17 protein-coding genes are annotated in these 15,456 nt (G+C 45.2%); 4 read left to right on the forward strand and 13 right to left on the reverse strand.

What is annotated here, in order from left to right:
• Window positions 1–15 precede the first annotated feature (15 nt).
• From IQP38_RS13560 to IQP38_RS13620, 13 genes are read right to left on the reverse strand one after another with little or no spacing between them, the layout of a single operon-like run.
• Entirely contained in the window at window positions 16–627 is a 612-nt protein-coding gene (locus tag IQP38_RS13560; protein WP_017634797.1) for a DUF3261 domain-containing protein, read from the reverse strand.
• Complete coding sequence (locus tag IQP38_RS13565) at window positions 624–2,966, reverse strand: MMPL family transporter (protein ID WP_064369068.1); 2,343 nt, start codon at window positions 2,964–2,966, stop codon at window positions 624–626. The genes IQP38_RS13560 and IQP38_RS13565 overlap by 4 nt, the downstream gene beginning before the upstream one ends.
• On the reverse strand, window positions 2,938–3,558 hold the full coding sequence (locus IQP38_RS13570; RefSeq protein ID WP_017634795.1) for a LolA family protein: 621 nt from the start codon (window positions 3,556–3,558) through the stop codon (window positions 2,938–2,940). The genes IQP38_RS13565 and IQP38_RS13570 overlap by 29 nt, the downstream gene beginning before the upstream one ends.
• The gene (locus IQP38_RS13575; protein WP_005388315.1) at window positions 3,558–4,004 is read right to left on the reverse strand and encodes an acyl-CoA thioesterase; all 447 of its coding nucleotides are present in this window, start codon (window positions 4,002–4,004) and stop codon (window positions 3,558–3,560) included. Before IQP38_RS13575 ends, IQP38_RS13570 begins: the two co-directional genes overlap by 1 nt.
• Window positions 4,004–5,557, reverse strand: coding sequence for an HAL/PAL/TAL family ammonia-lyase (locus IQP38_RS13580; RefSeq protein WP_193837659.1), 1,554 nt, complete (start codon window positions 5,555–5,557; stop codon window positions 4,004–4,006). Before IQP38_RS13580 ends, IQP38_RS13575 begins: the two co-directional genes overlap by 1 nt.
• On the reverse strand, window positions 5,541–7,247 hold the full coding sequence (locus tag IQP38_RS13585) for a glycosyltransferase family 2 protein (protein WP_193837660.1): 1,707 nt from the start codon (window positions 7,245–7,247) through the stop codon (window positions 5,541–5,543). The genes IQP38_RS13580 and IQP38_RS13585 overlap by 17 nt, the downstream gene beginning before the upstream one ends.
• The gene (locus IQP38_RS13590; protein WP_193837661.1) at window positions 7,240–7,608 is read right to left on the reverse strand and encodes a 3-hydroxyacyl-ACP dehydratase; all 369 of its coding nucleotides are present in this window, start codon (window positions 7,606–7,608) and stop codon (window positions 7,240–7,242) included. The genes IQP38_RS13585 and IQP38_RS13590 overlap by 8 nt, the downstream gene beginning before the upstream one ends.
• Before the next feature lie 10 nt (window positions 7,609–7,618).
• Window positions 7,619–9,019 (reverse strand): AMP-binding protein, encoded by a 1,401-nt coding sequence (locus tag IQP38_RS13595; RefSeq protein WP_193837662.1) that lies wholly within the window; start codon window positions 9,017–9,019, stop codon window positions 7,619–7,621.
• Window positions 9,020–9,023: 4 nt separating this feature from the next.
• Window positions 9,024–9,584 carry a hypothetical protein gene (locus IQP38_RS13600; protein ID WP_025766967.1) on the reverse strand — a complete coding sequence of 187 codons (561 nt, stop codon included), beginning with the start codon at window positions 9,582–9,584 and terminating at the stop codon, window positions 9,024–9,026.
• Window positions 9,584–9,841 carry an acyl carrier protein gene (locus IQP38_RS13605; protein WP_005382279.1) on the reverse strand — a complete coding sequence of 86 codons (258 nt, stop codon included), beginning with the start codon at window positions 9,839–9,841 and terminating at the stop codon, window positions 9,584–9,586. The genes IQP38_RS13600 and IQP38_RS13605 overlap by 1 nt, the downstream gene beginning before the upstream one ends.
• Before the next feature lie 15 nt (window positions 9,842–9,856).
• Complete coding sequence (locus IQP38_RS13610; protein WP_193837663.1) at window positions 9,857–10,117, reverse strand: phosphopantetheine-binding protein; 261 nt, start codon at window positions 10,115–10,117, stop codon at window positions 9,857–9,859.
• A 13-nt stretch (window positions 10,118–10,130) separates the two neighbouring features.
• Complete coding sequence (locus IQP38_RS13615; RefSeq protein ID WP_005388305.1) at window positions 10,131–10,898, reverse strand: lysophospholipid acyltransferase family protein; 768 nt, start codon at window positions 10,896–10,898, stop codon at window positions 10,131–10,133.
• Window positions 10,895–11,623 carry a beta-ketoacyl synthase chain length factor gene (locus tag IQP38_RS13620; protein WP_193837664.1) on the reverse strand — a complete coding sequence of 243 codons (729 nt, stop codon included), beginning with the start codon at window positions 11,621–11,623 and terminating at the stop codon, window positions 10,895–10,897. Before IQP38_RS13620 ends, IQP38_RS13615 begins: the two co-directional genes overlap by 4 nt.
• Window positions 11,624–11,699: 76 nt before the next feature.
• Between IQP38_RS13620 and IQP38_RS13625 the strand changes: the two genes are divergently transcribed.
• The 4 genes from IQP38_RS13625 to IQP38_RS13640 all read left to right on the forward strand — a co-directional run bounded on the left by IQP38_RS13625 (window position 11,700) and on the right by IQP38_RS13640 (window position 15,396).
• Window positions 11,700–12,098 (forward strand): hypothetical protein, encoded by a 399-nt coding sequence (locus tag IQP38_RS13625; RefSeq protein WP_005382272.1) that lies wholly within the window; start codon window positions 11,700–11,702, stop codon window positions 12,096–12,098.
• Between the two features lie 27 nt (window positions 12,099–12,125).
• The gene (locus tag IQP38_RS13630; RefSeq protein ID WP_193837665.1) at window positions 12,126–13,193 is read left to right on the forward strand and encodes a methyltransferase; all 1,068 of its coding nucleotides are present in this window, start codon (window positions 12,126–12,128) and stop codon (window positions 13,191–13,193) included.
• A 7-nt stretch (window positions 13,194–13,200) separates the two neighbouring features.
• A complete protein-coding gene (locus IQP38_RS13635) occupies window positions 13,201–14,445 on the forward strand; it encodes an NAD(P)/FAD-dependent oxidoreductase (protein WP_193837666.1) in 1,245 nt (414 codons plus the stop codon).
• Between the two features lie 210 nt (window positions 14,446–14,655).
• Window positions 14,656–15,396, forward strand: coding sequence for a transglycosylase SLT domain-containing protein (locus IQP38_RS13640; protein WP_081008346.1), 741 nt, complete (start codon window positions 14,656–14,658; stop codon window positions 15,394–15,396).
• Window positions 15,397–15,456: the final 60 nt, after the last annotated feature.

The following is a 15,456-nucleotide window of genomic DNA, read 5'->3' on the forward strand; positions in this document are numbered from 1 at the left end:
TATTCTAAATTGTTCTTAATTAATCTGATGTTGCAGTGTTTGAATAGAAATTGAAAACTGATGTTTGAGGTGATGAAAATCAATCTTACCCTCTAACTTGTTAGAAGAGCTGTATTGAATCTTAATGATCTTTTCACCGTCGCTATCAAAGATGGCGCGAGAATTATTTTTATCAATAATTCGCCACCTTACCTCATTTAACGACCCTTCCCAAGCGGAACTCGGCCAGAGCGTGATCATCAGGTTAAATAATACCTGTTCTGGCTGCGGTAGCGAACCTTGTAAACCGTTGAGCACTTCGGTTTGAATTTGTTCTCCATCGTAAGACAGTGAGAGTACTCTCGTCCCCCAGGATGAGAAGCCTGCCAGCACCACTTCGTTGTTGATCACTTGCAGTTGTACCGGAAGTTGCTCAGATTTGGTTTTACCATCTATTGCCCAAGAAGCCGTAATTAACTGACTGGCAGACAACTGATAGCCCAAGCTTGCGGGAGTGGGCAAGCTAACTTGGGTGTGCTCGGCAATGTCGACCTGAGGCGTCGATTGGTGAGGGACCAAGCTGCATGCACTTAAAAACAGGCTCAGTGCGAATAACGTCGCGCAGCGAAAGGCGTGATTGAAAATCATGACGTCGTTTCCTCTGTTTTAATTGCAATCGGAGAGAGCAGCCAAGCGACAAAAATACCACTTAACACCGTAATGCCGAAACTGTGAATCGCGTGAGTTTGGCTGAGTGACAGCAACCCAAATGACAACACAGTGGTCATTGCCGAAAGGGTGATCGCCAATAGTGTGCTCACACTGCGGGCTTTCTCGGCAAAGAACAGAGTGTAATCGATCCCGATACCAAGAATGAGCACCAAGCCAAGCAAGTTGAACAGGTTTAATGTTGTTCCCATCGCGACAGCAGTTGCAAGACCGCAGGCGCAAGCAATCAATGATGGCAGTAAAACTCGCCAACTGTGTTGCAGACCGTACCGCTTGATTAATACCAGAAAGATCACAGCACTGGCGGCTGCCAATAGCTCCATGATTTTGATTCGGTATTCACCAAATAGGGCGGATATTTCTTCAGCTTTGTTTAGGTAAACAACATCAGACTGTGATTTGGCAAATGCCTTAACAACAGCGGAGTCTTGCAATTGGTTTAACACCACAACCGTTGCCGATTTTTCTTTAATTTTACCCAAATGAAGAAAACGTACAGGCGCTGATACCGGGTTTTGCAAGTACTGTTCAACCGTAACAGGGATAAAGTCGGCGTCCATTTTGGGCTTTTTACTTAAGCCCAACCCGGAAGTAAGTGGGCTGGATTGTGTCGCGTAAAGATCGCGAATCAATTGATAGTCTTGTTGCTGACGTTCCACTGAGCTCAAGTAGCGGCTCAGGCTCTGGTAGCTTTCGATGGTGCTTTCCGCTTTCCACGCTTCTAAAGTTGGTGTCAAAGACTCCAGCTTTTTCATTAGGCTTTCGTCATCGTCGGCGGTAACGACCAACATTTGCTGCGAAGATTGCATGCCACTGAGCGTCGTAATCAAGGTTTCTTGCTGCTTGAGATCTTTCGGCATCGTTTGCAGCAGACGAATGTCGTCATCGTAGTTCAATTGCAGCAAGAAAAAGCCACTCGCAACCACACATAACATCGGTAATCCGACTTTAATTCGAGGTTGATTCCAAAGCGTTAACCATTTCGCCAACAGTGATTGTCCTGGTAAGTTCGAAATGGATCGCGATGGGTTACGAGCCAGTATCGGATACCAAGCCACCACGGTGATGTAAGCAGCAATCAGACCAATGGATGAAAACAGCGCAAGCTGCTGCAAACCTGGAAACGGTGCCACTAACATGCCCAAATAGCCGATCAAACTGGTGATTAAGCCAAGTGTGATAGCTATGAAAATATGCTTTAATCCTTGCTCGCTATCCCATTCATTTCCCGCCGCAAGACGTTCGGTTAGGTAGTGGAATGCGTAGTCGATAGACACGCCGATTAAACTTGCGCCAAACACTAAACTGAACAGATGGACTTTTCCAAAAATCCACGTCGTAACGGACAAAGCAACGAGCAAACCAATGGTGATGGAAAGCAGTGCCAGAGACAGTGGCATCACACTACGAAAGACCAACACGAGCAATGCAATGATACCGAGCAGAGAGAACACACCGATGGTACTGATCTCCGATTTGGCACTTTGCGTACCAAAGTCGGCGTAAAATAGAACGCCAGTATGTGCCACTTTAGCGCCATATTTCTGCGCGACGCTTTGCTCTAGCGCTTGAATGTCAGGGACGGCAAGCTGCCCAGTTAGGCTATAAGGCGAGTCTTTTAGCTCAGCAGTAATAAGCAAGTATTGAGCACCGTCTTTTTCGACGGACAGATAGCCGTTATCCAATCGGAAAGAGGACGATTGCTGGGTAACTTGGCTTAAATAATCACGAAATAGCAAGAAAGGATCATTTTGTAACTCTTGCCCAGTCACTCCAGAAAACGGGTTGTACAGAGACTGAATCACATGCTGCACTTGCTGTTCTGGATTTTTGCTTAAACGCTCTCGTTGTTCAGGCGTCAGCAATTGGAAACGGTGCTTAAAGTAGTAACTCGCCCAAGCTTGCTGCTCTTGAGGTGAGATTTTTCCCACCACATCGCGAAAATGATTACTTTGTCGTAACCCCTTATCAAATTCAGTGGCCGCTGCAAAAAGGGCATTTTTGTCCGGCGCTGTGATCACGAAAATGACTTTGTCGCTCATACTTGCCGAGACCGACTCAAAGGCTTGCTCTGCCACTGGGTTTTGTTGGTTCTTCGGCAACAGTTTTAAAATGTTGGTCTCAATCGGAGATTCTGCGCTCCAAACCCATTGTTTGAGTAGCAACGCGCCCGCTAAAACAACGAGATTGAGCCAAACCAGAGCAAAGGTATGAGTGCCAAGACTGAGTTTAGAAACGGAATTGAGCGTCTTCGGCATCCGTGAGTTCCTGAGGTAGAGAGGTCTGGTTCGTAAACGTGATTTCGGTCTTATCGCCACGCAGCTCTTGTAGGGTTAGGCGATCAATGTGCGTTTTACCGGAAAGAGTGATGGATTGAAACACCGCATTTAATGGCGACTGTTTTGGCACTAAAACGAGCTGCCATTGATTGTTCTCAACTGAAAAATCGAGTGTGAATTGTTCTTGCAGTGCAGAAGTATCCCCGTGGAACACGGATAAAAACACATGGCTAAAGTAGAACGCCATTGGGTTTTCTTCAGCAGAAATCGTTTTCGGAGCTTGGTCGGCAAAAGTCTGACGAAGTTTGTTTTCCGTCAATACCAAATTGACTGCGAAAGGTTCAGTTTGTTGCCACAACAAGCCATGTGTTTTGCTCAGTGTGAACTGACCTTTAGAGGTTAAAGGTTGACTAAACATTTCCAGATGACGCTGCTGCGTAAAATCTCCGCGTACGATTTCATGCTGAGACAACTGCTGTTGAAGCGATGCCAAATCCGTTACGTTTGCTGTCGGTGTGGCCAGTGCTGGAACAGAAAATATCAACAAAAAAGAGAGTAACCACTTTTGCATTAGTTCAGGCTCCCATGGTTGTGCCATTGCTCTACTTTATCTAAAAAGACTGCTGGAGAAACAAAGCACATCTCTTGCTTTTCAATGGATACGGCGACTTGCGTTGTATGCGCTTTGCACATACGTTGATTCGTTTCGGCGTCGTAAATCACGTAATCCACACGCAAGCGGTTTTCCCACTCCGTGAGTTGCGCGGTAATGCGAATGGTGTGATTAAACGGAATCGCCTTGACGTATTTAACGCGCGTGTCGATGATCGGCCACATATACCCAGAGTCTTGCATATCGCGATAGCTGTATTGGATCTTCTCCATCAGCACACGACGCGCTTCTTCAAAATACCGAAAGAAGTTGCCGTGATATATCACGCCCATCGGGTCAGCATCTTGGAATGAGGTGACCATAGTCACCTCCGCTTCTAATGGGTAGAGAACCTGCTCTTGCATTATACCTCCGCGTAGAGTGGCCAATGACGTTGCTGAATGCGTTCAATGAAATGACGCAAATCTTGTTCCAATGGGCGATCTTCAATCACAAACTCAAACTCGCTCAGCACGGCGTCACGAATTACTCGCAAACTCTGACTCATGTGGTGTTCGTCCAATTCGTTATGACGACGACGTATCTCAACCGCTTGAACGCTTGCTAGGAGTGAAGCCGCAGCAACTTGCTCTGTTAACTCAAGTACGCGTAAGCAATCACGAGCCGCAATGGTGCCCATGCTCACTTTGTCTTGGTTGTGACATTCGGTTGAGCGAGAAAAAACGCTCGCTGGCATGGTGTTTTTCAACGCTTCTGCCGTCCAAGCTGAGATACCAATCTGAACCGCTTTAAAGCCGTGGTTGATCGGTTTACGCTCGCCTTCTGCACCGGTTAAGTTAAACGGCAGGCCGTTATTGAACTTGTAATCCATCAGTTGCGCCATCTGACGGTCCAGCAAATCAGCTAAGTTGGCAATGTTCACTTTCAACGTATCCATCGCCATTGCGATATGACCACCGTAGAAGTGACCGCCGTGCAGAACGCGCTCGTTGTCGCCATCGATAATTGGATTGTCGTTGGCACTATTTAGTTCATTCTCAATCAATTGACGTAGCCAAGGCAGTGAGTCTTGCACCATGCCAATTACGTGTGGCGCACAACGCAGCGAGTAGCGATCTTGCAGTCGGTCGCTATTGCGTGGCGGACGCTCAGCATTGAGATCATCACGCAGCCAAGCCGCAACTTGCTGTTGACCAGGGTGAGGCTTTACCGCAAACAACGCTTCATCAAAGTGGAAGTCATTACCTTGCATACCCACAGAGACCATCGCGGTAATCTTGGTGCAAAGCTGAGCTAGGTATTCTGCGCGTTTGTAGGCAAGACAGGCGAGAGCAGTCATCACGGATGTACCGTTCATTAACGCCAAACCTTCTTTTGGTTTTAGGCGAATTGGCTCAATGCCCAGTTCTGAAAACACTTCTTGTGTTGATCGCACATCGCCTTTGTAAAGTACTTCACGCTCGCCAATCAAGGTCGCCGCTAGGTACGACAGAGGCGTTAAATCGCCACTTGCGCCCACCGAGCCTTCCTGTGGAATACGCGGCGCAATGTCGTGGTTGATAAGCGTAACGATTTGGTTCAACAGATCGTGAGACACGCCAGATACGCCTTGCGACAATGAACATAAACGTGTTGCTAGCACCGCACGAGCTTGCTCATGAGAAAGGATTTGACCTAAGCCACAACCATGGAAGCGTGTAAGGTGCAACGGAAGTTCATCCACAAGAGCGGGTGGAATCGCCACAGTACATGAATCGCCGTAACCCGTGGTCACGCCGTAAATAACGCCTTCTTCTTTCAGTAATCGTTCCAGAAACGCCACGCCACGATCAATTTTCGCGGTAAATTCTGGCGAGGTGTTCATGCTTGCTTTTGCACCTTGAGCAATGGCAACGACATCTTCGATGGTTAAAGATTGGGCACCAAAAGTGATGTTGTGATTATTGTTGTTTGTCATGTGGCTGATTACTTAAAGTCCAGAAGTTAAAAAAGTTGTACCACTGTAACGGCGCTTGCAGTGTGTGGTGTTCTAATCTGTGTGCGTACTGTTGAACAACGCGTTCTAGTGCCTGCTGACGCTCCTTGCGCGGTAGCGTGATTTGGTCACTAAAGTGTTCAAAGTACACATTAAAATGCGGAGTGTTTGCTTCATCGTCGCGTAGGCCGAAGAGTAGATAAACCGGCGCTTTTAATACCGAGGCCAGCATGAATGGGCCTTGCGGGAATGGGGCAGGTTTACCAAGAAAATCTGCCCAAACGACACGATTTTCTTTGCTGGTGGAAGTGCGATCGCCAACGATCACCACCCATTCGCCTTGCTCGATTTTTTGTTGAAGCAGAATCGCGGTGTCTGGTCCCATTGAGCTGACTTGAATCAAATTCAGTTCCGAGTTTGGGTTTACCGCCTTCATTACCGCATTAAATTGTTCAGCGTGTTGGGTAAATACCAAGGCGTTGATTTTGACATGAGAGTGTCGACGACCAAGCGCGCGGCAGAGTTCGATATTGCCAAGGTGCGAGCCTAATATGAGCACACCTTGTTTTTTCTGCGCCATCTCTTCGAAATGATGCTGGCCGTGAATGGTTAGGTTATCGACGTTAAAGTCACCTTGCCATGCTGCCAGTTTGTCGAGCATGGTACGCCCAAAGGAAAGCAGATGATGATAGCTGTCCAACTGCTTTGGCAGTGCGATGTTCTGCTGCGCTGCGTAGTGCTGTAAGTTGTTCAGGTAAACCTCAGACGCTTCACGGGCAGATTTACCCGTGAAGTGGTAGTAGCGCATGACTAGCTTTAAAATCAGGTCGAACGCTTTTCTACCGAACAAGCGGTAAACCGCGAGCAAGGTTTTGATGCCTAAAATCGTGCCTTGTTCTTTTCGTTTCGACCAGTGGGCATTGCTGTCGTCTGTGTGACTGTGCTTTCTGGCGAGTAGCGAAGGAATGCGCGGCAACATGCCAAAAAATAGGCGAGTGTGCATCCAGCTTATCTTGACGTTGTCCCACAATGCGTCGAAGTGGGAAATGCCACCTTCAGGGTAGATCACGCGCGTTGGAACAAAATCAATGTCGACGCCTTCCCAATACATTCGCACTAGAATTTCGATATCAAAATCCATGCGTTTGCCGATGCTGTACTTGTTCAACACGGCGACCGTTTTCGCCACTGGGTAGGCGCGAAAACCGCACATGCTGTCTTTGATAGACAGTGACAAGGTTTCTATCCACACCCAAACGTGTGTAGCGTAGCGACCATACAAACGGGATTTGGGTACGCTCTCGTCGTATATCGGTTGGCCCGAAATCAGGTTATCTGGTTTTGTTTCGCTGGCGCTGAGCAATTTCGGCAATGCTTCTAGGTCGTGCTGACCATCTGCGTCGATTTGAATGGTGTGCGTAAAACCAAGTTGGTGAGCTTGATGTAGGCCTGCCATCACAGCGCCACCTTTGCCTTGGTTTTCTCTCAAACTAATCAGTTTTATCAGCCCTTGCTCACTCAAAGCAGAAAGCGCTTGTTTGGTGTCTTCATTGCTGCCGTCGTCCACGACCAGCACTGGCAAAGCGAAAGAGGATAACGACGCAACCACGTCTGCAATTGTGCTGCCGTGGTTGTAGCAAGGAATTAAAAAGCAGGGGCGATAATCACTCACGTGACTCACCCAGTTTCATTTTGCCTGAAGAGTGAGTCACCAAGGTTTCACCGTTTTTCGATGTGTACTTAAAGGTCAATTTCTCGCGCTCATTGTCCCAAGAGAGTGAGAGGCAAACGTCGGCGTTTGGCAGAATCGGCTCTTGAAATTTGATGACTTCCATTCCTTTAAATACCTTGGGAGTATTCAAATGTTGAACGGCGTAGAACAGCGCCCAATCAATTTGAGTGACGCCGGGTAAAAGAGGGAAGTGATTGAAATGACCTTGGAAATCTAAGATGTCAGCATCCACTCGCAGCGACAGCTCCGCGGTATGGTCACTCACTTCAATATTCTGAATAGTTGGTTTTCTTTTTTCCATGTTACTAGCTTTATTGGAATAGTTTTTCAATTTCAGCAACTTGGCGTTTGCCTTGGCTGTTCAATGGAATTTCGTCGACCACTCGGAATTTTCTCGGGATAGCGATCGGTTCTAACCAATTGCGCAGTGCCTTGCGAAGTTCAAGCCAAAACTTGCCTTTACCAAGTTCATCAAGCACATCACCGCCTTTATCGTTAAGTACGATGATTGAGACTAATGTGAGACGACCAGATTCTTCCATTGGGATCACCACGCTTTCTTGAACCCACGGCAATTGCTCTAAACGTTTTTCCACTTCGACAAGGGAAATACGCTTTTCTTCGACTTTGACGATTCGGTCAGTGCGTCCACGCAATTCAAAAGAAATACTATCATGGAAATAGCATTCATCCGCAGTTTGGTACCAAGTGTTTTCATCAATGTGTGGCGAGCGGAGCTTTAAACAATTTTCATGGTTAAGCTCGGCTTCAACACCAGGGAATAACGTCCAGGGAGTGCTAGCTACGTGCTGCTGACGGTAAGCGATGCCGCCGGTTTCTGTGCTGCCAAACACTTCAATAGGAAGTGACCCAAACAACTCCTGGCTGTGCTGCGCCGCTTGGTTTGGCAAGGGGCCACCAGAAGAAAATACACACCGAATCGCAACCGGATCGTGCTCTTCACTGAGTCGTTTTAGTAACGCAGGGCTGCTTACTAGCGTGGTGTCAGCATCAGCGTGATGGACAATTTGCTCTGGGAACTCAAGGTTGTGTGCTGAAAATGGACGTGCGGAGCACAAAGGCCACAATACGCGGAACAGCAAGCCGTAAATGTGTTGATGAGAAACGGTGCTTTCAACGCGTGTGCTGGCAACCGTGTCGCCCCATAGGTTATCTAGAATAGAAACTTCGATATCGAGCTGTTTCAGCGTTTTTGCAATGGCTTTTGGTGTGCCGCTTGAACCCGAAGTAAATAGCGTTACTGGTATTTCTGCCAGGTTTAATTCACGCCAAAAATAAGGTTGTTTGGCCTCTGGCTCGTTAATCACGGTGGTTTCTAGCAATGATTGAGCTTCGATCAAAAGCGAGCTCACGAGTTCTGGAGCCGAGACATCGGCATCATGCAGCAACAAATCGTAGTGCTCACTGAGCTCTTTGAGTGCTTCTGGTTGGTAATTACCAGGTAATACAATGGATTTTCCTGCATAACAACAAGCAAAAAAGCCAACGGCAAACAGGTAGCTGTTGCCAAAACACAACGCAATGTTTTGCGTTGGTTGGGTTTCTAGCTGTTGAGTAAGTGTTGCGACGTGCTGTTGGAAATCACCCCACGTGATAACCGTATCGCGATCGTAAGAGACTGGGGATTGCTCAGACCTCTCCGCGATGAACAAGGTCGCTAGGGAGGTAAAGCTCGAATACGTTGTATTCATACGATTAGTGTTCCTTTCGAACAAATTGACGCACGATCCATTCTCCAGCGAACAAGCCACCAGCAAGTAAGTAGCTGATGAGGCCGTTATAAAGCGTCCATATTTTTACTGGTAGGAAACAGGTATAGAGTGCAACGGCAGCGTTGAGCGTAAAAAAGGCGCACCAAACCATCGTCACTTTGCGAGTGTAAGCCACGCCACTAGCCGGAAGGTCGGGTTCTTGCAAGCGAGCAAGCCTCTCTATGATCGATTGCGGCTGTTTTAAGCTCAGTCCAAATACACACAGCATACATACATTGACAACGACAGGGTAAAACTGAAGCCACCCATGTTGTTTAAACACCATGCCAAGCGTAATTAGGACAATGCCAACAGCGCCCGTAACGAGCGCCAAGAACTTAAACTCTTTTAGTGGGGTCTTATTTGCGACGAAAACACGCAAAAGTAACGCAGCAATTAACAAGCCCCCAACTAAGTTCAAGCCAAATTTATCTATACCGAAATAGACGGCGAAGGGGTAGGCAAACAGTACAATTGCAGACAGACCAGTCAGCAATTGGCGCATTAACTTTCCTTCAATAATTCAGTGACAGCGTTAACCACATCGTCAACGGTTCTTACTGCACTAAACTCTGCTGGCTTGATTTTTTTGCCAGTGACATTCTGTAGGTGTACGACCAAATCAACGGCGTCAATGCTATCAAGATCGAGATCTTGGTATAAGTGCGCATCTGATTGAATGTCGGCTGCGTCAATTTCGAACAGCTCAACAAGCGCATCTTTAACTTGTTCAAATACTTGATCTTTATTTACATCAGTCATGAATATACCTACAACTTATTCATTAGTTTGAGAAGAAACGTATTTCGCTAGATTTGCTACAGACGCAAAGTGTTCGCGCGTATTTGAGTCGTCGGCATCAATAACGATGTTGTATTGTTTTTTTATTGCGAGTCCAAGCTCAAGCGCGTCGATAGAATCTAAGCCAAGTCCATCACCAAAAAGTGGTGCATCCGTTTCAATATTATCTACGGTTAAATCTTCAAGGTTTAAAGCATCAATAATAAGTTGCTTAATGTCGTTGTGTAACTGTTCCACTGGGACCTGCTTATTAATAAAAGTTTTCTGGAAAAATGTTTTCAGCTAGGTGCTGTTGTAAGCGTCGCGCCGCTATTGTCGGCGACGTAGTTTGCTTTATAAAGGGGGTAATCTCAACTTTATCCTTAACTTCAACCCTGAAAAAGGGCTTTGTTGCCGGTACTTGATACCATTTTTTCTCTTTTGTGAGGAAACTTGGTGTTACCGTAATATGGACAACTCTTAAATCTCGTTCTGTTCTTACCGCAATTTGTGCTGCACCGCGTTGTAATTTCGGCTCTACACCTGGTGTTGTTCTTGTTCCTTCAGGAAATATAAGCAACACGTTGCCTTTGTTAAATCGTTCATCACAAAGTGCTAATAAATCATCCGGTGCTTCATTGGGAATATATCCGGCTGCTTTTACGATGTGCTTCATAAAAGGATTCGACCATATTGCCGATTTTACTAAACAGTCGCAGCGATTTAATTGTGAAGCAATGAGAACGTAATCGATTAAACTAGGGTGGTTGGCAACAATTAAACAATTACGATCTTGTTGAAGAATATCGGCACCAATAATTTGATAATCGATTGCGCCACTCAACTTCATCAATTTACAAAATGTGTTGAATGAATATCGAATCGCACCCTGAACTTTATATTCGCGTTCCGTTTGGTCTGAAACAAAAATACGAATGGTCGGAATAACAATGAAACTCAGTACTAAACCACCTAACCCAAATACTGAAAAACAAAAGCCTGTTGCTAGCACACGCCAATACTGATTTAAGCGAGTCATTTTTTGTGCCATTCCCAAGCTTGTTGCGGAGCGAAAATAGTCCACTGGCTTTTATCTAACAAGTATTGTTGCAAAAATACTAAACCTTGAGGAAGAGGATGACCGGAACGTTCTGCGTTTATGGAGCTTTGTATCGCGAACTTGTCTCCATGAGAAAGTATTAAGCCAAGTCCAAACCCTTGGTATTGTTGGCTTTCATATTCTAAATAAGAGTCAGGCATAGGCTCATCAAAATCAACAAGCAGTACTTTTTTGTCAGGATTGTCGGACAAAAACAGCCATGCTTCTAATATTGCGCTTTGGAATGTGTTTTCTGCCGCAGCGATAGAAGTTAGGGGAATGGGTTGTTTAGTTGCGATAGTGGCAAGCCCTGCGGCGGTATTGTGCACCGATTGAGAAAAAGCCATCGGAGACGCCTCTTCTCCATTAATTATATCTTCAACTAGTGCGACGCTGCGATGCAGTTCACCATGACGGCTTGAAAATACAAGGTAATCAACTTGATGTTGATTAAGCATTTCGATTGCAGTTTGTACCGCCAGTTTACTGAGTGGGCTCATTCTTCTGCGCATCATCGCAGGAATATTTGCAACATTGATTTTGCCATCTTCTGGCCATTTTATCTCTGTTGCCCATTGTTTCCATTCATTGGATTCGGATAAACCTAATGAATTCGCTGTCCACGCATCAATATTGAACGAAATGTTGATCTTCGAGTTTGGCATATTGGGTTAAATTGTTTATTTTACAGCTCGATACAAATTGGGGTTGACCCAAATTCACAATAAAAAGGAAATTATCATGTCGCGTTTTAAGCTGTATGTCTCGTTATTATTAACTTTGCTTCTTGTTGGTTGTGGACGAGTACAACCTGTAATGAATGTGGAGGATACTCCAGTTGCTTATGATCTTCAAAATAAACAAGTAAAAATGGCCATAGTGCAATCAGCAACTAACCGAGGCTGGACGATCGAAGAAGTAAGCCCTGGTGTTCTTATTGCAAAAATCCACGTTCGTAAACACTCTGCAGAAGTAAAAATCCCATACAATAATAAATATTACTCAATTATTTATCTCAACTCAGTAAATCTCAAAGCAAGTGATGGCAAAATCCACCGCAATTACAATCGTTGGGTAAACAACTTGAATGTTGATATTCAGCGAGCTATTGCATTGTTGGGCAATCAATCTCAACAATAAAACTATTAATTGCAGTTAGGTTTTTCCGTGTTAAATCAAAATAATGACCCTTTTAATGCTTTTGAAGCGAAGACAGAGGCTCAGAAGTTATCTTTTGCACCAATCGTGTTCCAGACCGCCAAAACGCTTCGAGATTTAGGTATTTTAGCCGCTTTAGACAGCGCTGGCGCACAAGGCATGAGTGCCACAGATATTGCCGAGAAAACGGGAGTATCAGAATATGGTGTTAAAGTACTGTTGGATATGGCGATTAGTGCGCATATTGTTTTATGGGAACGACCTAACTATTCGCTTGCAAACCTTGGTTTTTACCTTCTTCATGATGGTATGACGAATGCAAACATGGATTTTACGGCAGATGTTTGTTACGCCGCGATGATGCATTTGACGGAAGCAATTCAAGAAGGTAAACCGTCAGGTTTGAAAGCGTTGGGCAATTGGGAGACCATTTATCAAGGTCTATCGACGTTACCAGAACAAGCCAAACAGAGCTGGTTTAAGTTCGATCATTTCTATTCGGATCGCTCGTTCCCACTTCTGCTTAAAGAGGTATTTGCAAGGAAGCCAAAGCATCTTGTGGATATTGGCGGAAATACGGGAAAATGGGCGATTCAGTGTTGTAAACATGACCCTGACGTTCAAGTGACGATTGTTGATTTACCGCAGCAATTAGAAGTAGCGATGAAGAATGTTTCAGAAAACCAGTTCGTCGAGCGTGTACGTCCATACCCTGCAAACATGCTTGATAAAGCACAAACATTGCCTGAGCATGCTGACGTATGGTGGATGAGCCAGTTCTTGGATTGCTTTTCCCCAATTGAGATCCTCAATATCCTTAAAAAAGTTAAAGCCCAGTTAACGAAGGGAGATACTATTTACGTATTGGAGCTGTTTTGGGATGCTCAAAAATACGCGGGAGCTTCCTATAGCCTTAATGCCACTTCTCTTTATTTTACCTGTTTAGCTAACGGTAATAGTCGCTTTTATCGCAGTGATGATTTCTTAGAAATTGTCGAAGCGGCAGGTTTATCTGTCGTTGAAAGAACCGACAATATTGGCCTTGGTCATACCTTATTAAAACTACAAGCAAACTAAATTCAGAATGAAAACAGAGCTCAAGCAAGTTGTTGTCGTAGGAGCGGGGCCATCAGGTTCAACCGTTTCTGCCTTATTAAAATCGCGTGGCATAGATGTTGTTGTCTTAGAAAAAGCGACTTTTCCACGTTTTTCCATAGGAGAAAGCCTACTCCCTGCATGTATGGAAGTTGTTGAACAAGCAGGAATGACTCATGCAGTAAAGCAGTTTGGTTTCCAGTATAAAGATGGTGCTGCATTTCGTCGTAATGGCGTATACACCCAGTTCGACTTTACAAACAAATACACACCAGGACCGGGCACGACGTTTCAGGTTCAACGTGCCAACTTTGATAAAGTATTGGCAGATAGCGCTGAAGAGCAAGGCGTAGAGATTCGTTATCAGCATGAGCTGCTCAACCTAGTGTTTGAAGGGAAAAAGTCTCGATTAGAAGTGCTCGACTCAAATAAGAAGGCTTATCAAATCGAAGCAGATTTTGTGCTGGATGCAAGTGGCTTTGGGCGTGTTTTGCCACGCTTGTTGGAGCTAGAAGAACCTTCTTGTCTTCCGCTTAGAAAAGCGATCTTTACCCATATCGAAGATCATATCTCTCCCCAAGAGCCGGAATACGATCGCAACAAAATTTTAATTTCAGTTCATCCTGAAAATCACGACGTATGGTACTGGCTAATCCCATTCTCTAATGGTACCTGTTCGTTTGGTGTGGTGGGTGAGCCAGAATTTTTCGAACAATACCCAGAAGATAAGATTGCAGCGTTGCAGCAGTTAGCCAATGAAGAGCCGGGTTTGGCTGCTTTATTGCGAAACGCGAATTACCCGAATCCAGCGGGCGAGTTGGGTGGCTATTCTGCTAACGTCAAACGTTTAGCGACAGAGCACTACGCGTTGCTTGGTAATGCTGGTGAGTTTCTTGATCCTGTATTTTCATCGGGTGTCACTATCGCCATGAAATCGGCAGAGTTTGCAGCGGACTGCGTGGTTCGTCACCTGAATGGTGAAAAGGTTGATTGGCAAGAAGAGTACTCGCAACGCTTAATGGTGGGAGTGAACACATTCCGCACTTATGTGGAAGGCTGGTACAACGGCACGTTGCAAGATGTGATTTTCTATCAAAACCCGAACCCACGTATTAAACAGATGATTAGTGCGATTTTGGCTGGATATGCTTGGGATACGAATAATCCTTACGTAAAACAAAGTGAGCAGCGTTTGTCGACGCTTGCAGAACTGGTTCGGGAAGCTGAACTGTAAGAATATACATTCGCTTATCCGAGAATCAGTAAGCCCAGGTCTTACCAAAAAATTGGTAAGACCTTTTTAATGCCTCTTTACTTTTACTTCTAGCGTGTTGGAGACACATTGACCACTTACATCGGTGTGTATCGAATTTGAGAATTTTTATGGTGACATTGATCACATCTAGAATTCCTGTTGCTGATATTTATATTAAATTTGTAGGAAATGGATTACATTCTGGGAGTGTTCCCTACATCCGGCTTCGTTGTGAAAACGGTTTATAAGCAACTGTATAAGTTAGTAAAGTTCCAAAAACTACATCAAAAAAAAGACAAGTTTCTTACCAAATCAATTCGCTTGGTGAGTTCGAGCCATCGACTACGCCAAACGCTTCCTCTACTTTCTAAAATTGTCGAAGAACATGACGCATCAACGGTCTCTTCGATTGCAGATCCCGAGAACGCGGTCGCGTGGGGAGGTAAAGTTTCTCCAGAGTTCAAATCTAAAGTCATCCGTATTAGTAAAGAGCTAAAGATCAATCCTAATCATCTTATGGCGTGCATGGCATTTGAAACTGCTGAAACTTTCAGTCCAAGCATCAAAAATGGTTCCGGAAGCGGGGCTACAGGGTTAATTCAATTTATGCCCTCTACCGCAGAATCATTAGGAGTGAACACAAAGACTCTTGCGAGAATGAGCGCGCTTGAACAACTTGACTATGTGAAAGCGTACTATTGGCCCTATCGAAATAAAATTAATAGCTTAGAAGATGCTTACATGGCCATTCTCTACCCTGCTGCGATTGGCAAACCGCCGTCTTTCGTTTTGTTCAGACAAGGCTCAATTGCCTATCGACAGAATGCAGGTATCGATCGCCACAACACGGGGAAAATCACGCTTAATGATGTTTCCTACAAAGTGAGGAAAAAATTAGAAAAAGGTTTGCAGCCCAATTTCATGGGCTAAGATTGTGTCATGTTCCTAGTTTTTCGCGCATGAATCCTTCTGTTACTTCACGGGGATTCT

The sequence above is a fragment of the Vibrio sp. OPT41 genome (assembly GCF_015163595.1).
Classification (GTDB): domain Bacteria; phylum Pseudomonadota; class Gammaproteobacteria; order Enterobacterales; family Vibrionaceae; genus Vibrio; species Vibrio alginolyticus.